General features: G+C 33.9%; 18 protein-coding genes, 5 tRNA genes and 6 rRNA genes. 24 read left to right on the top strand and 5 right to left on the bottom strand.

What is annotated here, in order from left to right:
- Positions 1-42: 42 nt before the first annotated feature.
- From ACKU4C_RS10530 to ACKU4C_RS10415, 24 genes are all read left to right on the top strand, one after another.
- Positions 43-996, top strand: a complete 954-nt coding sequence (locus ACKU4C_RS10530) for a DUF523 and DUF1722 domain-containing protein (RefSeq protein WP_321311812.1) — start codon at positions 43-45, stop codon at positions 994-996.
- Positions 993-2,333 carry a deoxyribodipyrimidine photo-lyase gene (locus tag ACKU4C_RS10525; protein ID WP_321311811.1) on the top strand — a complete coding sequence of 447 codons (1,341 nt, stop codon included), beginning with the start codon at positions 993-995 and terminating at the stop codon, positions 2,331-2,333. Before ACKU4C_RS10530 ends, ACKU4C_RS10525 begins: the two co-directional genes overlap by 4 nt.
- On the top strand, positions 2,320-3,735 hold the full coding sequence (locus ACKU4C_RS10520; RefSeq protein WP_321311810.1) for an NAD(P)-binding protein: 1,416 nt from the start codon (positions 2,320-2,322) through the stop codon (positions 3,733-3,735). Before ACKU4C_RS10525 ends, ACKU4C_RS10520 begins: the two co-directional genes overlap by 14 nt.
- Positions 3,728-4,720, top strand: coding sequence for a histidine kinase (locus tag ACKU4C_RS10515; protein WP_321311809.1), 993 nt, complete (start codon positions 3,728-3,730; stop codon positions 4,718-4,720). Before ACKU4C_RS10520 ends, ACKU4C_RS10515 begins: the two co-directional genes overlap by 8 nt.
- Position 4,721: 1 nt before the next feature.
- Positions 4,722-5,432 carry a LytTR family DNA-binding domain-containing protein gene (locus ACKU4C_RS10510; protein ID WP_321311808.1) on the top strand — a complete coding sequence of 237 codons (711 nt, stop codon included), beginning with the start codon at positions 4,722-4,724 and terminating at the stop codon, positions 5,430-5,432.
- Positions 5,433-5,508: 76 nt separating this feature from the next.
- Positions 5,509-6,363 (top strand): TIGR01777 family oxidoreductase, encoded by an 855-nt coding sequence (locus ACKU4C_RS10505; protein WP_321311807.1) that lies wholly within the window; start codon positions 5,509-5,511, stop codon positions 6,361-6,363.
- 3 nt (positions 6,364-6,366) lie between these two features.
- Positions 6,367-6,822: an SRPBCC family protein gene (locus ACKU4C_RS10500; RefSeq protein WP_321311806.1), complete on the top strand. Its 456-nt coding sequence runs from the start codon at positions 6,367-6,369 to the stop codon at positions 6,820-6,822.
- A 65-nt stretch (positions 6,823-6,887) separates the two neighbouring features.
- Positions 6,888-7,829 carry a ferrochelatase gene (gene hemH / locus ACKU4C_RS10495; RefSeq protein WP_321311805.1) on the top strand — a complete coding sequence of 314 codons (942 nt, stop codon included), beginning with the start codon at positions 6,888-6,890 and terminating at the stop codon, positions 7,827-7,829.
- Positions 7,830-7,893: 64 nt separating this feature from the next.
- Positions 7,894-8,445 carry an OmpA family protein gene (locus tag ACKU4C_RS10490; RefSeq protein ID WP_321311804.1) on the top strand — a complete coding sequence of 184 codons (552 nt, stop codon included), beginning with the start codon at positions 7,894-7,896 and terminating at the stop codon, positions 8,443-8,445.
- A 6-nt stretch (positions 8,446-8,451) separates the two neighbouring features.
- Positions 8,452-9,423 (top strand): tetratricopeptide repeat protein, encoded by a 972-nt coding sequence (locus tag ACKU4C_RS10485; RefSeq protein WP_321311803.1) that lies wholly within the window; start codon positions 8,452-8,454, stop codon positions 9,421-9,423.
- Between the two features lie 19 nt (positions 9,424-9,442).
- On the top strand, positions 9,443-10,021 hold the full coding sequence (locus ACKU4C_RS10480) for a peptidylprolyl isomerase (RefSeq protein WP_321311802.1): 579 nt from the start codon (positions 9,443-9,445) through the stop codon (positions 10,019-10,021).
- Between the two features lie 123 nt (positions 10,022-10,144).
- A complete protein-coding gene (gene fabD / locus ACKU4C_RS10475) occupies positions 10,145-11,077 on the top strand; it encodes an ACP S-malonyltransferase (RefSeq protein ID WP_321311801.1) in 933 nt (310 codons plus the stop codon).
- Position 11,078: 1 nt separating this feature from the next.
- Positions 11,079-11,774 carry a 5'-methylthioadenosine/adenosylhomocysteine nucleosidase gene (locus ACKU4C_RS10470; protein WP_321311800.1) on the top strand — a complete coding sequence of 232 codons (696 nt, stop codon included), beginning with the start codon at positions 11,079-11,081 and terminating at the stop codon, positions 11,772-11,774.
- Between the two features lie 452 nt (positions 11,775-12,226).
- Positions 12,227-13,744 (top strand): 16S ribosomal RNA (locus ACKU4C_RS10465).
- 104 nt (positions 13,745-13,848) lie between these two features.
- A tRNA-Ile gene (locus ACKU4C_RS10460) sits at positions 13,849-13,925 on the top strand.
- 22 nt (positions 13,926-13,947) lie between these two features.
- Positions 13,948-14,023: transfer RNA gene (locus ACKU4C_RS10455), tRNA-Ala, on the top strand.
- A 350-nt stretch (positions 14,024-14,373) separates the two neighbouring features.
- Positions 14,374-17,253, top strand: a 23S ribosomal RNA gene (locus ACKU4C_RS10450).
- A 129-nt stretch (positions 17,254-17,382) separates the two neighbouring features.
- A 5S ribosomal RNA gene (gene rrf / locus ACKU4C_RS10445) occupies positions 17,383-17,498 on the top strand.
- An 896-nt stretch (positions 17,499-18,394) separates the two neighbouring features.
- A 16S ribosomal RNA gene (locus ACKU4C_RS10440) occupies positions 18,395-19,912 on the top strand.
- Between the two features lie 104 nt (positions 19,913-20,016).
- Positions 20,017-20,093 (top strand) — tRNA-Ile (locus ACKU4C_RS10435).
- Between the two features lie 22 nt (positions 20,094-20,115).
- Positions 20,116-20,191: transfer RNA gene (locus tag ACKU4C_RS10430), tRNA-Ala, on the top strand.
- A gap of 350 nt (positions 20,192-20,541) precedes the next feature.
- Positions 20,542-23,421, top strand: a 23S ribosomal RNA gene (locus tag ACKU4C_RS10425).
- Between the two features lie 129 nt (positions 23,422-23,550).
- Positions 23,551-23,666, top strand: a 5S ribosomal RNA gene (gene rrf / locus ACKU4C_RS10420).
- The 16S, 23S and 5S rRNA genes sit together here with 5 tRNA genes alongside, the layout of an rRNA operon.
- 239 nt (positions 23,667-23,905) lie before the next feature.
- Positions 23,906-23,981, top strand: a tRNA-Thr gene (locus ACKU4C_RS10415).
- Positions 23,982-24,012: 31 nt separating this feature from the next.
- Here ACKU4C_RS10415 and ACKU4C_RS10410 read toward each other — a convergent pair.
- Genes ACKU4C_RS10410 through ACKU4C_RS10390 form a run of 5 tightly spaced genes read right to left on the bottom strand, consistent with a single transcriptional unit; the run spans position 24,013 to position 26,572 of the window.
- Positions 24,013-24,456, bottom strand: coding sequence for a PAS domain-containing protein (locus ACKU4C_RS10410; RefSeq protein WP_321311799.1), 444 nt, complete (start codon positions 24,454-24,456; stop codon positions 24,013-24,015).
- The gene (locus ACKU4C_RS10405; RefSeq protein WP_321311798.1) at positions 24,457-24,840 is read right to left on the bottom strand and encodes a chaperone NapD; all 384 of its coding nucleotides are present in this window, start codon (positions 24,838-24,840) and stop codon (positions 24,457-24,459) included. It abuts the gene before it with no gap.
- On the bottom strand, positions 24,837-25,793 hold the full coding sequence (locus ACKU4C_RS10400) for a WD40 repeat domain-containing protein (RefSeq protein WP_321311797.1): 957 nt from the start codon (positions 25,791-25,793) through the stop codon (positions 24,837-24,839). The genes ACKU4C_RS10405 and ACKU4C_RS10400 overlap by 4 nt, the downstream gene beginning before the upstream one ends.
- 1 nt (position 25,794) lies before the next feature.
- The gene (locus tag ACKU4C_RS10395) at positions 25,795-26,082 is read right to left on the bottom strand and encodes a hypothetical protein (RefSeq protein WP_321311796.1); all 288 of its coding nucleotides are present in this window, start codon (positions 26,080-26,082) and stop codon (positions 25,795-25,797) included.
- 1 nt (position 26,083) lies between these two features.
- The gene (locus tag ACKU4C_RS10390; RefSeq protein ID WP_321311795.1) at positions 26,084-26,572 is read right to left on the bottom strand and encodes a ferredoxin-type protein NapF; all 489 of its coding nucleotides are present in this window, start codon (positions 26,570-26,572) and stop codon (positions 26,084-26,086) included.

The following is a 26,572-nucleotide window of genomic DNA, read 5'->3' as shown; positions in this document are numbered from 1 at the left end:
AAAAATATCCTAGTTTTAATATAATTTCACAAAGGAGTTATTATGAAACTAGGAATATCATCATGCCTATTAGGTACTATGTGTCGATATGATGGCGGTCATTCAAGAGATAGATTTATTGTTAATGAACTTTCAAATTATTTTGAATTTGAAGCATATTGTCCTGAAAAATTAGTTTTTCCAACTCCCAGACCTGCAATAAGACTAGTTAGAAGTAATGGTGAAGTTACTGTAAGAACTACAAATGAGAATGAAGATGTAACTAATACTATTACTGATATTTCAAAAGAATTAGTAAAGAAAATTGAAGATAATCAATTATGTGGATTTATACTTAAATCAAAATCTCCTACATGTGGAATGGAAAGAGTTAAAATATATCCAGATAAAAAAAATGGACAAAGTGAAAATGTTGGTGTAGGTGTATTTGCTAATGAATTAAAAAATAAGTTTCCTTATTTACCTATTGAAGAAGAGGGAAGGTTAGGTGACCCTTGGCTAAGGGAAAACTTTTTAATGCAAGTATTTGCGTATAAATCTTTACATATTTTTTTAGATTCAAAACCCTCTTTTAATGATTTAGTTAAATTTCACACCTCATATAAATACATGATATATTCTAAATCTCATAATTATTATAAAGAGTTAGGTAATATTGTGGCTAATCATGAAAAAGAATCAATTGAAATTGTTTTAGAAAAGTATAAAAAACTTTTTTTAGAAGCAATAGGTCAAAAAGGTACAATAAAAAATACCTATAATGTTTTACTTCATATATATGGATATTTTAAAAAAGTGATATCTAAAGAGGAAAAAGATGAGATTTTAGAATCTATTGAAGATTTTAAAAATGGGATAATTCCTTTAATTGCAGTAATTAAAATTATCAAACTTTATACAAATAAATTTGATATAGAATATTTAAAAACACAAATTTTCTTAAATCCATATCCCAAAGATTTAGCACTTAGATCAAAGGTAGAGGCATATAAATGAAACAAATACTTTGGTTTAGAAGAGATTTAAGGATTGAAGACTCAGCTTTATTAGAAAATGCACAAGGTGAAGTATTCCCTATATTTATTTTCGATATTGATATATTAGATAGTTTACCTTTTGATGATAAAAGGGTAAATTTTATTTATCAGTCAGTAATAGATTTAAAACAAAAATTATTGAAGATGAATTTAGATCTAGCAATCTTTTATGGAAAACCAAAAGAGATATTTAAAAATTTAAAAAAATTTGGCTTTGATGAAGTTTTATGTTCAGTTGATTTTGATTTTTATTCAAAAAAGCGAGATGATGAGATAGATAAAATAATACCTCTAAGACAATTTATTGATTCATTTATTTTAAATCCAGCAAATCATTTAAAAAATGATGGTACACCTTACAAAGTATTTACTCCCTTTTATAAATCTTTAGATTTATTAACTAATTCAAATAATATAGAACAAAGAAGCATATCAAAAAACATGGTTTTATTTCATTATGATTATACTGATGTCCCAACACTAGAAAGTATGGGATTTAAATTAGTAAATCTACCTAAAATATTAACAAATGGTGTTAAGGAACTCTTAGAAAAAATTCCTATGAAATTAAGTACTTACAAAGAAAATAGAGATTATTTTTATAAAGATGCCACTTCAAATCTTTCGGTGTTTTTAAGGTTTGGTATTATTTCTCCAGTTATGGTATTTAATTATGTTAGAAATTTAAAAGATAGTGATTTTTTTATTAGAGAATTATTTTGGAGAGAGTTTTATAATTATATTTTATTTCATTTTCCAAATTCAGAGTTTAATAATTTTAATAATATTGATATTAGTTGGAATGAAAACGAAGATGATTTTATAAGATGGTGTGAAGGTAATACTGGTGTTCCAATTATTGATGCAGCAATGAGACATTTAAATAGAACAGGATTTATGCATAATAGATTAAGAATGATAGTTGCATCTTTTTTAACAAAAAATCTATTTATAGATTGGAAAAAAGGTGAAAAATATTTTGCTTTGAAACTGTTAGATTATGAGGCAAGTTCAAATATAGGTTCATGGCAGTGGGGTGCTAGTACAGGAGCTGATGCTGCACCATATTTTAGAGTATTTAATCCATACACACAATCAAAAAAATTTGATGAAAAAGGGATTTTTATTAAATCTGTAATAAAAGAACTTAAAGATGTAGATTCAAGACTTTTCCATATAGAAAATGGTGTACAATCAAATCTTTTTATCTCTTATCCTAAAGCTATGGTTGATATATCTATATCTAGAAAAAGAGCAATAGAAAAGTTCAAAGAGGCAAAAAATGAAACTGTATGATTTGGCTGTTGTTGGCTCAGGTATAGGAGGAAGTATGATCGCCTCTTTAAATAAAGATAAAAATACAATAATATTTGAAAAAGATAAAAACCTTGGTGGTTGTGCTAGTACATTTAAGAGATACGGTTCATACTTTAACGCAGGAGCAACTACTTTTGTAGGTTATGAAGAAAATCATCCTATAAAAGAGATATTTGATAAAGCGAATTATAAACCAGATATTACCAAAAGTGATATAGCAATTAGAATAATACAAAATAAAAAAGTAATTGATAGAATTAAAGATTTTGATAAATTTATTGAAGATATAAATAAAGCTTACCCAAATAAAAATAACAAAATATTTTGGCAAAAGATTAAAGATATAGATGAAAAGTTTTGGCAATTAAAAAAGCTATATTATTCAAAATACTCACTAAATGCATATATCAAAACAATAAATTCTTTTATAGAGCTTTTTTTCAACTTTAATACTTATACATTTAAAAGTGCAAAAAGTTTTATAAAAGAGATTTTAGGGGATATCTCAAAAGAGTATCAAGATTTTATAGATGCTCAATTATTAATAACTTTGCAAACTACTTCAAAAGAGATAACGGTATTGTCTTTAGCTTTAGGACTAGCTTATCCTTTCCACGATGTTTTTTATGTAAATGGTGGAATGGGAAGTTTATTTGAAGGTTTATTAAATGATATTGACTTAAAACGAAAAGAGCAAATTGTAAAAATAATAAAAGAAAAAGACAAATTTAGACTTATTTCAAAAAAAGATGAGTATTTAACTTCAAATATAGTTTTAAACTCTACTATATATGATTGTGCAAATTTATTTGAAGATAAAGAGATTCAAAAATATTATCAAAGATTCTCTTTTAATAATCAAAGTGCTTTTGTTGTAAATTTTAATTTAGATACAAATGAAGATCTATTACACCATTATCAAATAATTTTAGATAAAAAAATTCCAAATACAATTTCAAACTCATTTTTTATCTCATTTAGTTCTAAAGATGATAAAAAAATGAGTAAGAATGGTTATAGTGTAACAATTTCAACACATACAAATGCTTCTTATTGGGAGAATATAAATAAAGATGAATATATAAAACAAAAAGCACTTTGTGAAAACTTTATTATCGATTCTTTTGTAGAACATTTTGAGAATATTAATAAAAAAGATATAATTAATATTTCAAGTGCCACTTCAAAAACTTTTAGAAGATATATAAATAGAGCTAATTGTGGTGGAAATGCAATAACACTTAAAAACATACTTCAACTACCAAGTTGTACAACTCCTTTTAAAGGTTTATATAATGTAGGTGATACAATTTTTGCTGGACAAGGTTGGCCTGGAATAGCAATTGGAGTGAAAGTATTAAATGAGGAATTAAATGGATAGTGTAAAGTTAAAAATTTCTTATAAAGATTGGCTTTATATTATTTTGATTGGTGCACTTTTTGGATTTTTAATATCTTTTTTATTTTTATTTTTAGATAAAAGTTTACTTGCAATAGGTACCGTATTTTTTAGTACTTGTAGTGCAATTAGTATATCTTTTTTTGCATTTATTTTTATTACTCTTTCAAATGAACTAATTTTACCTAAAGTCAAAGAAAAATTTTGGATACTTATCAGTTTTGTTTTTTCTTTTCTTTCTGGTTTTTTAGGGTTTTGTTTCAATTATTATATATTTAGTCAAACTAGTTTTCAAATCATTGAATTTATTTCAGAGTTTTGGTTATATATAAGTATTATAAGTGGTTTTTTAACTTTTTTAATAGGTTTAATCCTTCATCAATTTATTGCAACGAAATATAAAAATGAAAGTATAAATAGTGAGATATTAGAGAGTAAAATAAAAGCATTAGAGAGTGAATTAAATCCCCATTTTCTTTTTAATGCACTTAATTCTATATCAGAGTTAATATATCTTGATAAACAAAAAGCAGAAAAAGCAACATTAGATTTATCCAAATTTCTAAGAAATGCTATAAATAGAGATAGTTTAATACCTTTAAAGACTGAACTTGATATGGTAAAAACATATGTTGGTATTGAAAATATTAGATTTGATAATAATATTGAGCTTATAATTATTTCAAATATAAAAGATAAAGAGATAATAGTACCTAAATTTTCTATACAACTTTTGGTTGAAAATGCTATAAAGCATGGATATGACTCAAAAAAGTTAAATATTGAGATAAAAATTGATAATGATACTATTATAGTACTAAATAACGGTAAAATAAGTGAAAAGCTTATATTTGGTACGGGACTTACTAATCTAGAAAGAAGATTAGCTTTATTAAAAGTTGGTACTTTAAGTTATAGCACAGAAAATAATAAAATGAATTTTATTATTAACTTGGGGGAGAAATAATTTGAAAGTTTTAATAGTAGATGATGAAAAATTAGCTTTAAGTAGATTAAAAAGACTTTTAACTGAACAAGGCATAGAAGATATAATAGAGTGTGACTCTCCTATAAAAGCTATTACTGAAGTTGCAAAACAAAAAATTGATATAGCTTTTTTAGATATATCTATGCCTTCAATGAGTGGTTTAGAGTTAGCAAATAATCTTTTAGAAATAGATTCTAGTATTTTTATTGTGTTTCAAACAGCTTATGAAGAGTATGCTTTAGAAGCTTTTGAATCAGGTGGCATGGATTATATATTAAAACCAATTTCTAGTGAATCTATTAAAAAAAGTCTTGATAAAATATATAAATATACAGATAAAGTACTCGATGAAACAAAAAAAATTGTGGCAAAAAGAGGGAATAAAATCTATCTAATAGATATTAATGATATATATTATATAAAAGCCGACTTAGATGAAGTTATAATAAAAATAAAAAATGCAGATGCTTATTTAAGAAAAAAAATTGGTGATATGGAAAATATATTAAAAGGTAAAAATTTTTTTAGAGTACATAGATCGTATATAGTAAATGTGGATAAAATAAAGTCAATGCAAAGTGTTGAACAATCAAAACTAGAGATTAGTTTTAATGATATAGATGATATTGTGACAAGTTCAAAAGATGGAGCAAAAGAATTTAGAGAATACATAGAAAGTAGAACACTTTAACTATTAACTTACAAAAAAAATATACTAAATTGTTTGAATAGATATATAATGAAATAAACCTAAAAAGGAGTCTATAATGAAAACAATAGCAATTACAGGTTCAAGTGGATTTGTAGGTACAAGTCTAAAAAGTTTTTTTTCAAATATAGGTTTTAATGTAAGAGGAATAAAGCGAGAAGAGTTAAAAGATTCACAAAAACTTATTGATATAGTAGAAAACTCACAATTTATTATTAATTTAGCAGGTGCAAATATTATAAATAGATGGACAGACTCATATAAAAAACTTCTTTATACAAGTAGAATAGATACAACAAAAGCAATAGTTGAAGCTATGAAAAATGCAAAAGTAAAACCAGAATTATTTATTTCAACTTCTGCTGTGGGAATATATAATAATAAATCTTGTTATAAAGAAGATGAAGTTGAGTATTCAGATGATTTTTTAGCTAATGTTTGTAAAGAATGGGAAACAGAAGCCTTAAAAGCAAACGAATTTGGCATAAGAACAGCGATTTTTAGATTTGGAATTGTTTTAGGAAATGGTGGTGCTTTAAGTAAAATGTTACCTGCTTTTAAATTTGGTTTAGGTGGAAATATTGGTGATGGAAAACAATATTTCTCTTTTATTCATATAGAAGATTTACTAAGAGCATATAATCATGTTTATGAAAATAAAGAGTTAGATGGTGTATTCAATCTTGCAGCACCAATCTCAACTACAAATGAGGGTTTAACTAAAGCATTAGGAAAAGTTCTTCATAGACCAACTTTTTTTACAGTGCCACAATTTATGTTAAATCTTATATTTAGTGAAGGTGCAAAAGTTTTAACAGATGGACAATGTGCAATACCTCAAAGGCTTTTAGATAATGGATTTAAATTTAAATATGCTTCTATAGAAAATAGTTTAAAAAATTTGGTAGTATAAATTATGAAAAGATTTGAAAAAAGTATAATTTTAAACTGCACTTTACAAGAGGTGTTTGATTTCCATTTAGATGTAAATAATCTAAAAAGAATAACACCTCCAGATATGAAAGTTATACTTTTAAACGAAGTAATTAAAGTTGAGCAAGGAACAGTTTTAAAAATAAAAAGTATAAAAAATTTTATTCCTACTTATTGGGAAGTTGAAATTAAAAAAATCGATTCTCCCAATTTATTAGTTGATTATGCAATAAAATCTCCATTTAAATATTGGGAACATTCTCATATATTCACAAAAAGAGGAAATCAAGTTGAATTAAAAGATGTTGTTATCTATAAATTACCTTTTGGAAAACTTGGTAAACTATTTGATTTTTTTATAAAGAAAGAATTAAATAATATGTTTGAATTTAGACATCAAATAACAAAAAAAATACTATCTTCCAAAAAATTAGATTAATTAACATTTTATTTCTACGAAAAATTTAAATTTTTACATATTATCTTTTTTAAAAAAGGTAATATATGAAAAAAGCTGTTGTACTTATGAATATGGGAGGACCAAACAATTTAGATGAGGTAGAAGTATTTTTAAAAAATATGTTTAATGATAAATATATTATAGGTGCCCCTCAACCAATTAGAGCATTAATAGCATTTTTAATAATTAGTATGAGAAAAAATGAAGCAAAAAACAACTATAAATTATTAGGTGGAATCTCTCCTATAGTTGGACATACTAAGAGATTAGTTAGAAGGCTAGAAAAAAGATTAGAAAATATAGATGTATTTTATGAGATGAGATATACTCCCCCTTTTGCAAAAGAGATTGTAACAAATTTAAAAGATTATGATAGAGTATTTGCAATACCCATGTATCCACATTACTCTTCTACTACAACAAAATCGTCTATTGAAGATTTTAGAAAGTATGCAAAAAAGGCTAATCTAAAAGCTGAAATTAGAACAGTAGATTATTACTATTATAATACTAGTTATAATAAAGCAATTGTTGAACGTATAAAAGAAGCCTTAAAAGATGATAATTCAGAAGATTTTGAATTGATATTTTCTGCTCATGGTTTAACTCAAAGAACTATAGATAAAGGAGATCCTTATCAAGAACATATTCTAAAAAATGTAGAGTGTGCAAAAAAAGAATTAAAAAGTCAAAATATAAATTTCAAAAATATACATGTTGCATACCAATCAAGAGTTGGACCAATGGAATGGTTAAGACCATATTTAGAAGATAAATTAGAAGAAATTAAAAAATCAAAAAAAGTTTTAATATATCCAATATCGTTTACAGTAGATAATTCAGAAACAGAGTTTGAATTAGATATAGAATATAAGGAAGTGGCAGAAAATCATGGTTTTATAGATTATAGAGTAGCAAAAGTTGCAAATCATAACAGTTACTTTTTGGATACATTAGAAGAAATTATAACAAGTCTTGATATTTGAGTAATTGTTGATTAAGTTTAACTTTTGTAAAATCAAAGCAAAATTTATTAAAGGAAAGCAAATTATGAAAAAGTTAAGTATTTACGCTTTTTTAGTTGCAGCTGTACTTTTTACTGGTTGTAGCCAAAAAGAAGTTGAAGTTACTAATGAACCGGCACCACAAAACTCTGAGAGCGCGTTAAATAATGTTGAAGAAACTAATGTACAACAAGAAGTTGTTAATGATGAATTGTTAGAAAAAGCAGACAATGGATATTATTATATGATAAATGGTGAAAAAGTTTTCATTGAAAATATCTATTTTGCTTTTGATAAATATGATTTATCAGGTGATATGAAAGATGTTGCAAAATCAAATGCTGCAAAATTGGCAGCTGTTCAAGCTGGTACAACTATCAAAGTTGAAGGTAACTGTGATGAGTGGGGAACTGACGAATATAATTATGCTTTAGGTTTAAAAAGAGCAAAAGTTGTTAAAGACTTTTTAGTTATGGATGGTATTTCAGAATCTGCAGTAACAGTAGTAAGTTTTGGTGAGTCAAATCCAGCTTGTACTGAGAAAAATTCTGCTTGTTGGCAAAAAAACAGAAGATCTGAACACAAACTAGTTAAATAATAATTAATGTATAAAATTTTATTTATTACTCTTTTTATCGCTAGCACTTTTTTAAAAGCTGATGAGATTTCAGCTTTTGGTGCTGGAGATTTAAATTCGAAAAATCCATATGGATTAACATCTACTGAAAAAAATATTTTAAATAATAAAAAAACACTTGGAACAATAGATTCAAAAGTAAAAGATGTAAAATTGTCATTAGAATCTATAAGTGAAAGAATTGATGGATTAGAATCAATCTATGAAGGTGATTCTCAAAAGTTAAATGGTTCAGTATTAAAAATTAATGAAATAATTAAGAAAGTTGAAGAGAATTCAACATTAACAGAAAAACACACAAACGATATTGCAGACTTAAAAAATGTGTTGGCACAAATTTTAACAATGCAAGAAGATTATTCAAAAAGTCTTGAAACTCTTAAAAAAGCTGTTACAAGATTATCAACAAATGTTAATAAAATAAATAATAGTTATATCTCTGAAAAAGAGTTTAAATCAAATATGAATCAATTTATTACTAGAGCTGAATTTGAAGCTTTAAAAAAATCTTTAGGAATTCAAACTAGTGGTAAAAGTACAGCTAAGAGTAAATCTAAAAAGGTACTATCTCAAAAAGATAATGGTGAAATCTTAGATGAAGCTATTGCATTGTTTAAAAAGGATTATTTTACAAAAGCTATACCAATGTTTGAACATTTAGTAGCTGAAAATTATAAGCCTGCAACATGTAATTTTTATTTAGGTGAAATGTGGTATTACAGAAAAAAATATGATGATGCAATCTCATATTTTAAAACTTCGGCAATGTTATATGATAAAGCTTCATACATGCCAAAGCTTTTACTACATAGTGCTATATCTTTTGAAAAAATAAAAGATTTTAGTAATGCAGCTAATTTTTACAACTCTTTAATTGATATCTATCCAGATTCTAAAGAAGCTAAAGTAGCTGTTAAAAACTTATCAAATATAAAATAAAATTAATAAAAGGAAAAATATGTCAAAAGTAATTGGTTTTGAATATAGTTTAAAAGACGCAAATTCAGGTGAGCAACTTGATTCAAATGTTGGTGCTGCACCATTAGAATTTGTTTCTGGAAAAGGTCAAATTATTGCAGGTTTAGAAACTAAACTTGTAGAGATGTCAGAAAATGAATCAGCAGATGTTATGGTTCAACCTGCTGATGCTTATGGTGAATACAATGAAGAAGCAATGCAAACTCTTCCAAAAGAGCAGTTTGCTGGTATTGAATTAGCAGAAGGTATGACTCTATATGGTCAAGGTGAGCAAGGTGAAACTGTTCAAGTTACAGTTAAATCTTTCACAGACTCTGATGTTACTATTGATTATAATCATCCAATGGCTGGTAAAACTTTAATGTTCTCAGTTACTATTAAATCTTTAAGAGATGCAACTGAAGAAGAGATTCAAACTGGTGTTGTTGGTGGTATGGCAGCAATGGGTGGTTGTTGTGGTGGCGGTAGCCACGGAGAAAGTGAAGGTAGTTGTTGTTCAAGTGAAGGTGGACATGACCATGGACATTCTCACGGTGGTGGAGGATGTGGTTGTCACTAATCACAAATTAAATCTTAAAAAAAGCCCAAAAGTGATACTTTTGGGCTTTTTTATTTTATAGAGTATAAAAAAATAGTATAATACTGCTCATTTTTAAACAATCAAATTATAAAGGGTAATAATATGAAGAAAGTTGCATTTATTTTTCCAGGTCAAGGAAGTCAATCTATAGGTATGGGAAAAGACTTTTTTGAAAATAATGATATTGCAAAAGAGATGATTAAAAAAGCTAGTGACAGATTAAATATAGATTTTGAAAAACTACTTTTTGAAGAAAATGATAAATTAGGATTAACAGAATATACACAACCTGCTATTTTATTAGTAAGTTCAATTGCAAATAAGATATTTAAAGATAAATGTGATATTCAACCTGAATTTGTTTTAGGACATTCACTTGGAGAATTTTCAGCATTAGTTGCAGCGGGTGCAATTGATTATTTAGATGCAATAGAATTAGTACATAAAAGAGGGCAATTTATGACTGAGGCTTGTTCAGATGGTGGAGCAGGGATGATGGCATTAGTTGGTATAGATGATAAAGTTGCAGAAGATATTTGTGAAGCTCAAAGAAAAGAGGGTAAACAAGTTTGGCCAGCAAACTATAATCAAGATGGGCAATTAGTACTAGCAGGAATTAAAGCTGATTTAGAAAGTCTAGTAGACACATTTAAAGAAGCTGGAGCAAAAAGAGCTATTGTATTAGATATGTCAGTTGCAAGCCATTGTGAATTACTTACAAGTGCAGTTGAAAATTTAAGACCATATTTAGATGAATATTTAAAAGATGAATTTTTGCCAGTAATTTCAAATGTTACGGCACAAGAATATACAACTAAAGATGAAGCGATTGAGTTATTATCTTCTCAATTAACAAGTCCAGTAAAGTATAAACAAAGTGTTGCTTCAAATGCTCAAAAAGTAGATGCATTTATTGAGTTTGGTAATGGAGTAGTTTTAAAAGGACTAAACAGAAAAATTTGTAAAGGAACACCAACACTAAATGTAAGTGATATGGCATCTTTAGAAAAAGTGATTGAAGAGGTAAATGCATAAGATGAAAAAATTAGCAATTATGGGAGCTATGGAAGAGGAAATTGAACCTTTATTATCTCACTTTAACAATGTAAAAATTACAGAGTTTGCAAAAAATAAATATTATGAAGTATCTTATAATGGTTTAGATATTGTTATTGCATACTCTAAGATAGGAAAAGTATTTGCAAGTTTAACAGCTAGTACACTAATTGAAAAATTTGGATGTGATACACTTTTATTTTCAGGAGTTGCAGGTGCAATAAATCCTAAACTTAAAATTGGTGACTTGATAATTGCAGATAAGTTATGTCAACATGATCTAGATATTACTGCCTTTGGTCATCCTCATGGCTTTGTTCCTGGTGGCGATGTATTTATTGAAACTTCTAAAGAATTAAGAGAAGTAGCAAAAGAGGTTGCTTTAGAAAATTCATTAAATGTTTTAGAAGGAACAATAGCTACTGGAGATCAATTTGTACATTCATCAGAGAGAAAAAATTTTATAGAAAATACATTTAAAGCAGATGCTTTAGAGATGGAAGGTGCAAGTGTTGCGGTTATATGTGATTCTTTAGATGTACCATTTTTCATATTAAGAGCAATTTCGGATGCTGCAGATGGTGGAGCTGATATAGATTTTGATGAATTTTTAAAATCTAGTGCAAAAGAATCAGCAGATTATCTTCTTAAAATTGTTGATAAATTAAATAAATAGGTTTAAACCTATTTATTTAAAATTAATTTTACTTTATACAAAAACAATCCTAATCAATTAAAAAATATAAACACTCCCCAATATATAGGCTTTTTATAAAAATAAGAAAATACTTAAAGAGAGCAAAAAAGTAAAAAAGCAGATTTTTTTCAAAATTTAAGCCAGGAATAAGAAAAAACCCTTGACAAGCGTTAAAAAATCTATTATAATTCCCGTCCAATTTCAGAGGAACGACACAAAGTTTTGAAGAGATGGATGATCTTTAACAACGAAGGTTTGTAAGAAGAAGTAATTTTTATAAACCGAATATGATAACACAAAATATAACAACAAGAATATAAGTAAATTATATCCTTGTCTATTTAAGAAACATAAAGCTAAGCTTTACAAATGAGATTTAGTTTTGTTACAAAAGTAATAAAACATAAGTCAGAGAATTAAACATTCATAATATTATGGAGAGTTTGATCCTGGCTCAGAGTGAACGCTGGCGGCGTGCCTAACACATGCAAGTCGAACGAGAACGGACTTAAGCTTGCTTAAGTTGTCAGCTAAGTGGCGCACGGGTGAGTAATGTATAGTTAACCTGCCCTCTAGAAAGGAATAACAGATGGAAACGTCTGCTAATGCCCTATATGCCTTTAATTCATAAGAATGCAAGGGAAACGCTTTAGTGCTAGAGGATGGGACTGTATGGTATCAGATAGTTGGTGAGGTAATGGCTCACCAAGTCAATGACGCCTAACTGGTTTGAGAGGATGATCAGTCACACTGGAACTGAGACACGGTCCAGACTCCTACGGGAGGCAGCAGTGGGGAATATTGCACAATGGAGGAAACTCTGATGCAGCAACGCCGCGTGGAGGATGACACTTTTCGGAGCGTAAACTCCTTTTATATAGGAAGATAATGACGGTACTATATGAATAAGCACCGGCTAACTCCGTGCCAGCAGCCGCGGTAATACGGAGGGTGCAAGCGTTACTCGGAATCACTGGGCGTAAAGAGCGTGTAGGCGGATAGATAAGTCAGAAGTGAAATCCAATAGCTCAACTATTGAACTGCTTTTGAAACTGTCTATCTAGAATATGGGAGAGGTAGATGGAATTTCTGGTGTAGGGGTAAAATCCGTAGAGATCAGAAGGAATACCGATTGCGAAGGCGATCTACTGGAACATTATTGACGCTGAGACGCGAAAGCGTGGGGAGCAAACAGGATTAGATACCCTGGTAGTCCACGCCCTAAACGATGTACACTAGTTGTTGCGATGCTAGACATTGCAGTAATGCAGTTAACACATTAAGTGTACCGCCTGGGGAGTACGGTCGCAAGATTAAAACTCAAAGGAATAGACGGGGACCCGCACAAGCGGTGGAGCATGTGGTTTAATTCGACGATACGCGAAGAACCTTACCTGGACTTGACATTTACAGAATGATTTAGAGATAGATTAGTGTCTGCTTGCAGAAACTGTAGGACAGGTGCTGCACGGCTGTCGTCAGCTCGTGTCGTGAGATGTTGGGTTAAGTCCCGCAACGAGCGCAACCCACGTCGTTAGTTGCTAACAGTTCGGCTGAGAACTCTAACGAGACTGCCTGGGCAACCAGGAGGAAGGTGTGGACGACGTCAAGTCATCATGGCCCTTACGTCCAGGGCTACACACGTGCTACAATGGGGCATACAAAGAGCAGCGATACCGCGAGGTGGAGCAAATCTCAAAAATGCCTCCCAGTTCGGATAGTAGTCTGCAACTCGACTACTTGAAGTTGGAATCGCTAGTAATCGTAGATCAGCAATGCTACGGTGAATACGTTCCCGGGTCTTGTACTCACCGCCCGTCACACCATGGGAGTTGAACTCATTCGAAGCGGGGATGCTAAAGTAGCTACCCTCCACAGTGGATTCAGCGACTGGGGTGAAGTCGTAACAAGGTAACCGTAGGAGAACCTGCGGTTGGATCACCTCCTTTCAGAGAAGAGAAGTTAGATTCGTTTCTAACTTCCAAAGCAATCAAAGAGATTGCAGTTATCATGTTCGGTTTATAAAGATTATTTCAAAGAATAGGTGAAGAATGGGCCTATAGCTCAGCTGGCTAGAGCGCTCGACTGATAATCGTGAGGTCCCAGGTTCAAGTCCTGGTAGGCCCACCATATAATAATCTGATTAGTATGTGGGGATATAGCTCAGCTGGGAGAGCGCCTGCCTTGCACGCAGGAGGTCAGCGGTTCGATCCCGCTTATCTCCACCATCTATTTAAGCAAATCAAGTTAAAAGAGTTAGCTAAATTTTAATATAAATTCTAAAGAGAATAGAATTTATATTAGGATTTATCCTAAACTGTTATGCAAATAACAATGATATTTAAAAACATAATGTTAAAGTCTTTAATTTTTTCGTTTAATGATCTTTCGTATGAAGATTATTAAAAAAAACAAAAAAATTTCATATCTAAAAATGATTATGTTAATAATTAAGATTATTAATATAAAAAGTATAGATAGACACAACTGTTTTATTGAGTTTTAGATTCAATAAGATAGTAGCCAAGGAATAATTATTCAAAAAGGTTAAAGTAAGAAATTACTTTATTCTCAAATAAAATAAGCTATAAAGGGCTAATGGTGGATGCCTAGACTGTAAGAGGCGATGAAGGACGTACTAGACTGCGATAAGCATTGGGGAGCCGTCAAGAGGCTTTGATCCAGTGATTTCCGAATGGGACAACCCAGCATGTTATGCATGTTATCCTTTCGAGGAGGCGAACCTGGTGAAGTGAAACATCTCAGTAACCAGAGGAAAAGAAATCAATTGAGATTCCCAAAGTAGCGGCGAGCGAAATGGGATTAGGGCATTAAGTGATAGCATTTTAAATAGGTGAACAAACTGGAAAGTTTGAGCATAGAAGGTGAAACTCCTGTAACCGAAATTTTTAATGTGGTACTAGGCTTAAGAACGAGTAGGACGGAACACGTGATATTTTGTCTGAATATGGGAGGACCACCTTCCAACCCTAAATACTACTTACAGATCGATAGTGAACAAGTACCGTGAGGGAAAGGTGAAAAGTACCCCAGTGAGGGGAGTGAAATAGAACCTGAAACCATTAGCTTACAATCATTCGGAGCCCTATGATTTATCAGGGTGACGGACTGCCTTTTGCATAATGAGCCTGCGAGTTGTGGTATCTGGCAAGGTTAAGCCAAGTGTGAAGCCGTAGCGAAAGCGAGTCTTAATAGGGCGAATTAGTCAGATGCTGCAGACCCGAAACGAAGTGATCTATCCATGAGCAGGTTGAAGCTGGTGTAAGAGCTAGTGGAGGACCGAACCGGTAGGCGTTGAAAAGTCTTCGGATGACTTGTGGATAGGGGTGAAAGGCCAATCAAACTTCGTGATAGCTGGTTCTCTCCGAAATATATTTAGGTATAGCCTTATGTAGTAACATATAGGGGTAGAGCACTGAATGGGCTAGGGCTGCTTACCGCGGTACCAAACCCTATCAAACTTCGAATACTATATGCGTAATCATAGGAGTCAGGCGTAGGGTGATAAAATCCTATGTCGAGAGGGGAACAACCCAGACTAACAGCTAAGGTCCCTAAGTTACATCTAAGTGGAAAACGATGTGGAGTTACTGTGACAACCAGGAGGTTGGCTTAGAAGCAGCCACCCTTTAAAGAAAGCGTAACAGCTCACTGGTCTAGTGATTCTGCGCGGAAAATATAACGGGGCTAAGATGTACACCGAAGCTTTAGACTTGATTTATCAAGTGGTAGGAGAGCGTTCTATTCAGCGTAGAAGATGTACCGGTAAGGAGCGTTGGAGCGGATAGAAGTGAGCATGCAGGCATGAGTAGCGAGAATTAAGGTGAGAATCCTTAACGCCGAAAACCCAAGGTTTCCTACGCGATGCTCGTCATCGTAGGGTTAGTCGGGTCCTAAGTCGAGTCCGAAAGGGGTAGACGATGGCAAATTGGTTAATATTCCAATACCAACAAATAAGCGCGATGTGGGGACGCATAGAGTTAATCGAGCTCACTGATGGAATAGTGGGTCGAAGGACGTAGGTTGATACTTAGGCAAATCCGGGTATCGTTAGACCGAGATCTTACAGGCTCTTGACACTCTTCGGAGGAGATAGAGAATCGATGATACTGTCGTGCCAAGAAAAGCCACTAAGTATATTATTTGTTGCCCGTACCGTAAACCGACACAGGTGGGTGGGATGAGTATTCTAAGGCGCGTGGAAGAACCCTGGTTAAGGAACTCTGCAAACTAGCACCGTATCTTCGGTATAAGGTGTGCCTACTCCGGTATAGAGACTTGCTCTCGAAAGCTGGAAAGGTTGCAACAAAGAGTCCCTCCCGACTGTTTACCAAAAACACAGCACTTTGCTAACACGTAAGTGGATGTATAAGGTGTGACGCCTGCCCGGTGCTCGAAGGTTAACTGATGATGTTAGCGCAAGCGAAGCATTTGATTGAAGCCCGAGTAAACGGCGGCCGTAACTATAACGGTCCTAAGGTAGCGAAATTCCTTGTCGGTTAAATACCGACCTGCATGAATGGCGTAACGAGATGGGAGCTGTCTCAACCAGGGATCCAGTGAAATTGTAGTGGAGGTGAAAATTCCTCCTACCCGCGGAAAGACGGAAAGACCCCGTGCACCTTTACTACAGCTTGACACTGTAGCTTGGATATTCATGTGCAGGATAGGTGGGAGGCTTTGAAACTTGGACGCTAGTACAAGTGGAGCCAACCTTGAGATACCACCCTTGAATATTTGAGTTACTAACTGCGAGAAGTTATCCTTCTTCAGGACAATGTCTGGTGGGTAGTTTGACTGGGGCGGTCGCCTCCTAAAAAGTAACGGAGGCTTACAAAGGTTAGTTCATGGCGGATGGAAATCGCCAGTTGAGTATAATGGCAAAAACTAGCTTGACTGTGAGACATACAAGTCGAACAGAGACGAAAGTCGGTCATAGTGATCCGGTGGTTCTGTGTGGAAGGGCCATCGCTCAAAGGATAAAAGGTACGCCGGGGATAACAGGCTGATCTCCCCCAAGAGCTCACATCGACGGGGAGGTTTGGCACCTCGATGTCGGCTCATCGCATCCTGGGGCTGGAGCAGGTCCCAAGGGTATGGCTGTTCGCCATTTAAAGCGGTACGCGAGCTGGGTTCAGAACGTCGTGAGACAGTTCGGTCCCTATCTTCCGTGGGCGTAGGAAAGTTGAAGAGATTTGTCCCTAGTACGAGAGGACCGGGATGAACGTACCACTAGTGTACCAATTGTTCTGCCAAGGGCATCGTTGGGTAGCTACGTACGGATGTGATAAGAGCTGAAAGCATCTAAGCTCGAAGCCAACTCTAAGATGAACTTTCCCTGAAGATCCCAGCAAGACTAGCTGGTTGATAGGCTAGATGTGTAAGCGTTGAAAGACGTTTAGCTGACTAGTACTAATAGATCGTTTGGCTTTTTTTAAACTATTTCTTGGTTTACTATCTTATTGAGTTTAACTCAGTATTGTGTCAAAGACTTAACATTATAATTTTTATAACTCATAAATGTGAGTACAGAGCAAACTTTTAAAGTTTGTTTGATACTCATATTGCTGGTGGTTATAGCGAGGTGGAAATACCCGGCTCCATTCCGAACCCGGAAGTCAAGCACCTCTGCGCTGATAATACTGCAGGTTTCACTTGTGGAAACGTAGGCCGCTGCCAGCTCTTGAGTGTTTTTTAAGCTTTTAGTTTATTCATCTCTATTTGATGTTTAAGCTATGAGCTTTTTTTTTGCTCTTTTTTTCTTCACTTTTTTTTCTTCTACTTACTATGGTTTTACTTTCCTCCTTTTTTTACCCTTTGCTTTTTATTTATCTTTATTTCCATTCCCTATACTCTTTATTAGTTCTTTTTATTTCTTTATGAATCGAGATAATAAATTTTTTATATATTTTCAAGTTTTTATCAATGGTTACCACTTGATTCACTTTTATAAATTAGTATTATTAATTGATACTTAAATTTCTTAATTGAATAAAAATTAATACTAAAAACAATAAATAATTAGGGCAGATATCATATGGAGGAGAAGGGAGAGTATATTCAAGATTAAGTAGTAAAGAAAATGAAGCAAATAGATATGAGATAGAAGAAAGATGTAAAATAGAGATAATAACAAAGAGTAAAGAGAAGAGAGAAATAATAATAGAAGGGAAGAGTGGATATGTATATAAAGGTAAAAGACCTTAAAATGTGGGCTAAAAGAGTAAAAAAAAATAACAAAGAAAAAAAGAGAAGATAAAAAGAGCAAAAACTTTCAAAATTTAAGCCAGGAATAAGAAAAAACCCTTGACAAGCGTTAAAAAATCTATTATAATTCCCGTCCAATTTCAGAGGAACGACACAAAGTTTTGAAGAGATGGATGATCTTTAACAACGAAGGTTTGTAAGAAGAAGTAATTTTTATAAACCGAATATGATAACACAAAAATATAACAACAAGAATATAAGTAAATTATATCCTTGTCTATTTAAGAAACATAAAGCTAAGCTTTACAAATGAGATTTAGTTTTGTTACAAAAGTAATAAAACATAAGTCAGAGAATTAAACATTCATAATATTATGGAGAGTTTGATCCTGGCTCAGAGTGAACGCTGGCGGCGTGCCTAACACATGCAAGTCGAACGAGAACGGACTTAAGCTTGCTTAAGTTGTCAGCTAAGTGGCGCACGGGTGAGTAATGTATAGTTAACCTGCCCTCTAGAAAGGAATAACAGATGGAAACGTCTGCTAATGCCCTATATGCCTTTAATTCATAAGAATGCAAGGGAAACGCTTTAGTGCTAGAGGATGGGACTGTATGGTATCAGATAGTTGGTGAGGTAATGGCTCACCAAGTCAATGACGCCTAACTGGTTTGAGAGGATGATCAGTCACACTGGAACTGAGACACGGTCCAGACTCCTACGGGAGGCAGCAGTGGGGAATATTGCACAATGGAGGAAACTCTGATGCAGCAACGCCGCGTGGAGGATGACACTTTTCGGAGCGTAAACTCCTTTTATATAGGAAGATAATGACGGTACTATATGAATAAGCACCGGCTAACTCCGTGCCAGCAGCCGCGGTAATACGGAGGGTGCAAGCGTTACTCGGAATCACTGGGCGTAAAGAGCGTGTAGGCGGATAGATAAGTCAGAAGTGAAATCCAATAGCTCAACTATTGAACTGCTTTTGAAACTGTCTATCTAGAATATGGGAGAGGTAGATGGAATTTCTGGTGTAGGGGTAAAATCCGTAGAGATCAGAAGGAATACCGATTGCGAAGGCGATCTACTGGAACATTATTGACGCTGAGACGCGAAAGCGTGGGGAGCAAACAGGATTAGATACCCTGGTAGTCCACGCCCTAAACGATGTACACTAGTTGTTGCGATGCTAGACATTGCAGTAATGCAGTTAACACATTAAGTGTACCGCCTGGGGAGTACGGTCGCAAGATTAAAACTCAAAGGAATAGACGGGGACCCGCACAAGCGGTGGAGCATGTGGTTTAATTCGACGATACGCGAAGAACCTTACCTGGACTTGACATTTACAGAATGATTTAGAGATAGATTAGTGTCTGCTTGCAGAAACTGTAGGACAGGTGCTGCACGGCTGTCGTCAGCTCGTGTCGTGAGATGTTGGGTTAAGTCCCGCAACGAGCGCAACCCACGTCGTTAGTTGCTAACAGTTCGGCTGAGAACTCTAACGAGACTGCCTGGGCAACCAGGAGGAAGGTGTGGACGACGTCAAGTCATCATGGCCCTTACGTCCAGGGCTACACACGTGCTACAATGGGGCATACAAAGAGCAGCGATACCGCGAGGTGGAGCAAATCTCAAAAATGCCTCCCAGTTCGGATAGTAGTCTGCAACTCGACTACTTGAAGTTGGAATCGCTAGTAATCGTAGATCAGCAATGCTACGGTGAATACGTTCCCGGGTCTTGTACTCACCGCCCGTCACACCATGGGAGTTGAACTCATTCGAAGCGGGGATGCTAAAGTAGCTACCCTCCACAGTGGATTCAGCGACTGGGGTGAAGTCGTAACAAGGTAACCGTAGGAGAACCTGCGGTTGGATCACCTCCTTTCAGAGAAGAGAAGTTAGATTCGTTTCTAACTTCCAAAGCAATCAAAGAGATTGCAGTTATCATGTTCGGTTTATAAAGATTATTTCAAAGAATAGGTGAAGAATGGGCCTATAGCTCAGCTGGCTAGAGCGCTCGACTGATAATCGTGAGGTCCCAGGTTCAAGTCCTGGTAGGCCCACCATATAATAATCTGATTAGTATGTGGGGATATAGCTCAGCTGGGAGAGCGCCTGCCTTGCACGCAGGAGGTCAGCGGTTCGATCCCGCTTATCTCCACCATCTATTTAAGCAAATCAAGTTAAAAGAGTTAGCTAAATTTTAATATAAATTCTAAAGAGAATAGAATTTATATTAGGATTTATCCTAAACTGTTATGCAAATAACAATGATATTTAAAAACATAATGTTAAAGTCTTTAATTTTTTCGTTTAATGATCTTTCGTATGAAGATTATTAAAAAAAACAAAAAAATTTCATATCTAAAAATGATTATGTTAATAATTAAGATTATTAATATAAAAAGTATAGATAGACACAACTGTTTTATTGAGTTTTAGATTCAATAAGATAGTAGCCAAGGAATAATTATTCAAAAAGGTTAAAGTAAGAAATTACTTTATTCTCAAATAAAATAAGCTATAAAGGGCTAATGGTGGATGCCTAGACTGTAAGAGGCGATGAAGGACGTACTAGACTGCGATAAGCATTGGGGAGCCGTCAAGAGGCTTTGATCCAGTGATTTCCGAATGGGACAACCCAGCATGTTATGCATGTTATCCTTTCGAGGAGGCGAACCTGGTGAAGTGAAACATCTCAGTAACCAGAGGAAAAGAAATCAATTGAGATTCCCAAAGTAGCGGCGAGCGAAATGGGATTAGGGCATTAAGTGATAGCATTTTAAATAGGTGAACAAACTGGAAAGTTTGAGCATAGAAGGTGAAACTCCTGTAACCGAAATTTTTAATGTGGTACTAGGCTTAAGAACGAGTAGGACGGAACACGTGATATTTTGTCTGAATATGGGAGGACCACCTTCCAACCCTAAATACTACTTACAGATCGATAGTGAACAAGTACCGTGAGGGAAAGGTGAAAAGTACCCCAGTGAGGGGAGTGAAATAGAACCTGAAACCATTAGCTTACAATCATTCGGAGCCCTATGATTTATCAGGGTGACGGACTGCCTTTTGCATAATGAGCCTGCGAGTTGTGGTATCTGGCAAGGTTAAGCCAAGTGTGAAGCCGTAGCGAAAGCGAGTCTTAATAGGGCGAATTAGTCAGATGCTGCAGACCCGAAACGAAGTGATCTATCCATGAGCAGGTTGAAGCTGGTGTAAGAGCTAGTGGAGGACCGAACCGGTAGGCGTTGAAAAGTCTTCGGATGACTTGTGGATAGGGGTGAAAGGCCAATCAAACTTCGTGATAGCTGGTTCTCTCCGAAATATATTTAGGTATAGCCTTATGTAGTAACATATAGGGGTAGAGCACTGAATGGGCTAGGGCTGCTTACCGCGGTACCAAACCCTATCAAACTTCGAATACTATATGCGTAATCATAGGAGTCAGGCGTAGGGTGATAAAATCCTATGTCGAGAGGGGAACAACCCAGACTAACAGCTAAGGTCCCTAAGTTACATCTAAGTGGAAAACGATGTGGAGTTACTGTGACAACCAGGAGGTTGGCTTAGAAGCAGCCACCCTTTAAAGAAAGCGTAACAGCTCACTGGTCTAGTGATTCTGCGCGGAAAATATAACGGGGCTAAGATGTACACCGAAGCTTTAGACTTGATTTATCAAGTGGTAGGAGAGCGTTCTATTCAGCGTAGAAGATGTACCGGTAAGGAGCGTTGGAGCGGATAGAAGTGAGCATGCAGGCATGAGTAGCGAGAATTAAGGTGAGAATCCTTAACGCCGAAAACCCAAGGTTTCCTACGCGATGCTCGTCATCGTAGGGTTAGTCGGGTCCTAAGTCGAGTCCGAAAGGGGTAGACGATGGCAAATTGGTTAATATTCCAATACCAACAAATAAGCGCGATGTGGGGACGCATAGAGTTAATCGAGCTCACTGATGGAATAGTGGGTCGAAGGACGTAGGTTGATACTTAGGCAAATCCGGGTATCGTTAGACCGAGATCTTACAGGCTCTTGACACTCTTCGGAGGAGATAGAGAATCGATGATACTGTCGTGCCAAGAAAAGCCACTAAGTATATTATTTGTTGCCCGTACCGTAAACCGACACAGGTGGGTGGGATGAGTATTCTAAGGCGCGTGGAAGAACCCTGGTTAAGGAACTCTGCAAACTAGCACCGTATCTTCGGTATAAGGTGTGCCTACTCCGGTATAGAGACTTGCTCTCGAAAGCTGGAAAGGTTGCAACAAAGAGTCCCTCCCGACTGTTTACCAAAAACACAGCACTTTGCTAACACGTAAGTGGATGTATAAGGTGTGACGCCTGCCCGGTGCTCGAAGGTTAACTGATGATGTTAGCGCAAGCGAAGCATTTGATTGAAGCCCGAGTAAACGGCGGCCGTAACTATAACGGTCCTAAGGTAGCGAAATTCCTTGTCGGTTAAATACCGACCTGCATGAATGGCGTAACGAGATGGGAGCTGTCTCAACCAGGGATCCAGTGAAATTGTAGTGGAGGTGAAAATTCCTCCTACCCGCGGAAAGACGGAAAGACCCCGTGCACCTTTACTACAGCTTGACACTGTAGCTTGGATATTCATGTGCAGGATAGGTGGGAGGCTTTGAAACTTGGACGCTAGTACAAGTGGAGCCAACCTTGAGATACCACCCTTGAATATTTGAGTTACTAACTGCGAGAAGTTATCCTTCTTCAGGACAATGTCTGGTGGGTAGTTTGACTGGGGCGGTCGCCTCCTAAAAAGTAACGGAGGCTTACAAAGGTTAGTTCATGGCGGATGGAAATCGCCAGTTGAGTATAATGGCAAAAACTAGCTTGACTGTGAGACATACAAGTCGAACAGAGACGAAAGTCGGTCATAGTGATCCGGTGGTTCTGTGTGGAAGGGCCATCGCTCAAAGGATAAAAGGTACGCCGGGGATAACAGGCTGATCTCCCCCAAGAGCTCACATCGACGGGGAGGTTTGGCACCTCGATGTCGGCTCATCGCATCCTGGGGCTGGAGCAGGTCCCAAGGGTATGGCTGTTCGCCATTTAAAGCGGTACGCGAGCTGGGTTCAGAACGTCGTGAGACAGTTCGGTCCCTATCTTCCGTGGGCGTAGGAAAGTTGAAGAGATTTGTCCCTAGTACGAGAGGACCGGGATGAACGTACCACTAGTGTACCAATTGTTCTGCCAAGGGCATCGTTGGGTAGCTACGTACGGATGTGATAAGAGCTGAAAGCATCTAAGCTCGAAGCCAACTCTAAGATGAACTTTCCCTGAAGATCCCAGCAAGACTAGCTGGTTGATAGGCTAGATGTGTAAGCGTTGAAAGACGTTTAGCTGACTAGTACTAATAGATCGTTTGGCTTTTTTTAAACTATTTCTTGGTTTACTATCTTATTGAGTTTAACTCAGTATTGTGTCAAAGACTTAACATTATAATTTTTATAACTCATAAATGTGAGTACAGAGCAAACTTTTAAAGTTTGTTTGATACTCATATTGCTGGTGGTTATAGCGAGGTGGAAATACCCGGCTCCATTCCGAACCCGGAAGTCAAGCACCTCTGCGCTGATAATACTGCAGGTTTCACTTGTGGAAACGTAGGCCGCTGCCAGCTCTTGAGTGTTTTTTAAGCTTTTAGTTTATTCATCTCTATTTGATGTTTAAGCTATGAGCTTTTTTTTTGCCCTCTTTTTTCTCCTTCTTTACTTTTTTTATTACTTTTTAGTCTCTAGTCTTTTTTTTCTTCTGCTTACTATGGTTTTACTTACCCTTTTTTATTTTCACTTTTTATCTTGGTTATATTAAGTATAAACTAAGTCAGTCAAGGCTAAAATTTTCAACTTAATTTATTGTGCCCGCATAGCTCCAACGGTAGAGCAATTGCATGGTAAGCAAGAGGTTGCAGGTTCGATTCCCGCTGTGGGCACCAGATTTAATTCTTTTAATTAGAAAAGGGGATTTTATGTATACACTACTTTTCTAATATTATCTTTATCACGATTTCTATATTCATCATATAGTTTTTGATATTTTAGTTTATCATTGTAGGTAATGGGTGTCCTGATTGATTTATATTCAATAAGTTTTTCATTTTTATATACACCACTGATTGTTGCAAAAACCCAATAGTACCCAGAGTCTTTTCTTAGGTTTTTTATAACACCTTCCCATCTTTGGTTTCTTTTAAGTTTTTTCCATATTTGTTTAAAAACTCTTTTTGGCATATCTGGATGTCTTACTATATTATGTGGTTTTCCTATTAATTCTTCAATCTTATATCCACTTATATATGCAAATGTTTCATTTGCATATGTAATATTACCTTTTAAATCTGTCCTTGAGATAATTAATTCATTTTTTGGTACCAATGTTTCAATTAGAAATTCACTATTATTATATTCCATCTAATCAACCTTATCAAATTCTTGTGCAAAGCCTTCTAAATCTTTTCTTTTTAAATCACCTCTGTAGATGATTTTATCTGGGTCAACATTTTCATCATTCAACATTTTGGGAACAGCATCTGAGTTTTCTAAAACTTCAATGTGCTCATCTAATTCATCCTCACTATAGGCCATTTGCATATCTGCTGATACTACATGAGGTATTGCTTCAATAACTCTCAATTTTTCAAGTTCTTCTTTAACTCCGTTTCCTTCAATAGTTATTATGATTCTACCTTTTTCATCATGTAGATGATAATCACAAAATTTACAGTTTTTTAACTCTTCTACTACTTGTTCTAAATATTTTGGTGTAGTTTGAACTACAATACTTGAGATGTTCATTTTTTAACTCCTTTAAAATAAAAATGATTGATTTTATTACTATCACTACTGATAAATATTTCTTTATTTGTTTTAAATAAAATTTTAGTAACAGTTGCATCTTGACCTGTTAAATTATATAAATATTCTTTTGTATATGTATTAAATATAAGCACATCATTTTTTTCATTAAAAGCAATTGCACCCAACTTTGCATCTGAACTTAAAGCACAACTATATAATAAAAAATCAAAATCTAATTTGTAACTAGATTGAGGTGTATAGATACTTGCTTTTCTATCTTGTCCAGCAGTTATAATAGTATTGTTTTTATAATCTAATTGATAAACTTTATCTAAATTAAGTGCCTTAAATTGTTTTATTACTTTTCCATTTTTGATATTTAATTTTCTTACAATACCACTTTCATCTGTAGTTGCAAGTTCATTTTTATCCTCACTTATTATAAAATCTGAAAAAGATGAAGCACTAATTTGAATTAAATATTTTAGTTTTTTTGTATTTATATTATATAAGGCTATTTGGTTACTTAGTAGGGCGAATATTATCTTATCATTGTCAACAAAATAAGCTTTTTGTACATAAAATTTTTTATTTATATCTATTATCTTTTTTAAATTATTATTTTCATAAATATATATATTTCTATAACCTTTCATCCCTTGAGCAACTATTAGTATTTTATTTTTAATTAAATCAATAGAATATATTTTAGAAGCTATTAAATCTCCCATAAAATCTTTTATATTAGGTATTTTGATTGTTTTTTCTTTTTCTTTTGTATTGATATTATATATTTCAACTGTACCATTGCTTGTTGCTGCATATAATAAATTGTTTTTGATTTTAATATCTTGTACATCACCTGTTGTAATAAATGTATTCTTAGGCTCTAATTTTTCTATTGCATTTAGGTTAATGATAAAAGTAAATAGTAATAATAATTTTAACATATTAATTTTCCGAAGTATTATTTAATTGATTTATTTCTGCTTCATACTCTTTTTGTAAAATAGCCATTTTATTATTTAAATCTTTATAATTTTTAGGAGATAACCCTTTTGCTTTTGTCCATACTACTTCTATATCAAAGCCATATTCACTTGAACACTTTTCAAGTTTTATTTTGTATTCATCTAAATCTTTACAAATTATACTTTCATCATTTAGGGTATCAGTTAGTTTTATAAACCATTCACCTTTTGTATTCTCATCTACATGTGAAATAAATTTTACTGACATCTTACATCTCCTTAATAATTTTAATTGCTTCACTTGGACATATCGATATACAAAATCCACAATTTGTACAAGTATTATCATCAATTGAAGGTCTAAACATTCCTAAAAATTTAATTGCATCATCTAAACAAGGATCTTTACAAGAAAAACACATTGTATTATGCCAACTCATGCATTTAAGTATATCAATTTCAATTTTAGAATCAATCTTTTTTTTAAATTCTAATGTTAATACATCATTAGGGCAATTTATTGCACATTGGTCGCAATAAGTGCATCCTCCAAGATTAAAATCTATTATTGGTGTATTATCATCTTGAATAACTATTATATTTTCTTCACAAAAAGTGGCGCATTCATTATTACAGTTAATACACTCTTTGTGAAAAGAATCTAATTCTTTATAGTATGGTGGTCTGATTTGACTCTCTTGCACTTCTTTTTTAGAAAAAGAGTTGGCAAGAGAGCTAAAAAGCTCTCTTCTTTTCAT

The organism is Halarcobacter sp. (genome assembly GCF_963676935.1).
Taxonomy (GTDB): Bacteria; Campylobacterota; Campylobacteria; order Campylobacterales; family Arcobacteraceae; genus Halarcobacter.
Note: the sequence above shows the minus strand (reverse complement) of the source record. Positions and strands in the feature narration are given on the sequence as shown.

Excerpts from the sequence above, each read along its gene's own strand:
- ACKU4C_RS10480 (WP_321311802.1), top strand. The coding sequence starts at position 9,443 with ATGTCAAAAGTAATTGGTTTTGAATATAGTTTAAAAGACGCAAATTCA.
- ACKU4C_RS10400 (WP_321311797.1), bottom strand. The coding sequence starts at position 25,793 with ATGTTAAAATTATTATTACTATTTACTTTTATCATTAACCTAAATGCA.
- ACKU4C_RS10470 (WP_321311800.1), top strand. The coding sequence starts at position 11,079 with ATGAAAAAATTAGCAATTATGGGAGCTATGGAAGAGGAAATTGAACCT.
- ACKU4C_RS10520 (WP_321311810.1), top strand. The coding sequence starts at position 2,320 with ATGAAACTGTATGATTTGGCTGTTGTTGGCTCAGGTATAGGAGGAAGT.
- ACKU4C_RS10405 (WP_321311798.1), bottom strand. The coding sequence starts at position 24,840 with ATGAACATCTCAAGTATTGTAGTTCAAACTACACCAAAATATTTAGAA.
- ACKU4C_RS10530 (WP_321311812.1), top strand. The coding sequence starts at position 43 with ATGAAACTAGGAATATCATCATGCCTATTAGGTACTATGTGTCGATAT.
- ACKU4C_RS10390 (WP_321311795.1), bottom strand. The coding sequence starts at position 26,572 with ATGAAAAGAAGAGAGCTTTTTAGCTCTCTTGCCAACTCTTTTTCTAAA.
- ACKU4C_RS10525 (WP_321311811.1), top strand. The coding sequence starts at position 993 with ATGAAACAAATACTTTGGTTTAGAAGAGATTTAAGGATTGAAGACTCA.
- fabD (WP_321311801.1), top strand. The coding sequence starts at position 10,145 with ATGAAGAAAGTTGCATTTATTTTTCCAGGTCAAGGAAGTCAATCTATA.
- ACKU4C_RS10485 (WP_321311803.1), top strand. The coding sequence starts at position 8,452 with ATGTATAAAATTTTATTTATTACTCTTTTTATCGCTAGCACTTTTTTA.
- ACKU4C_RS10515 (WP_321311809.1), top strand. The coding sequence starts at position 3,728 with ATGGATAGTGTAAAGTTAAAAATTTCTTATAAAGATTGGCTTTATATT.
- ACKU4C_RS10490 (WP_321311804.1), top strand. The coding sequence starts at position 7,894 with ATGAAAAAGTTAAGTATTTACGCTTTTTTAGTTGCAGCTGTACTTTTT.
- ACKU4C_RS10505 (WP_321311807.1), top strand. The coding sequence starts at position 5,509 with ATGAAAACAATAGCAATTACAGGTTCAAGTGGATTTGTAGGTACAAGT.
- hemH (WP_321311805.1), top strand. The coding sequence starts at position 6,888 with ATGAAAAAAGCTGTTGTACTTATGAATATGGGAGGACCAAACAATTTA.
- ACKU4C_RS10500 (WP_321311806.1), top strand. The coding sequence starts at position 6,367 with ATGAAAAGATTTGAAAAAAGTATAATTTTAAACTGCACTTTACAAGAG.
- ACKU4C_RS10395 (WP_321311796.1), bottom strand. The coding sequence starts at position 26,082 with ATGTCAGTAAAATTTATTTCACATGTAGATGAGAATACAAAAGGTGAA.
- ACKU4C_RS10410 (WP_321311799.1), bottom strand. The coding sequence starts at position 24,456 with ATGGAATATAATAATAGTGAATTTCTAATTGAAACATTGGTACCAAAA.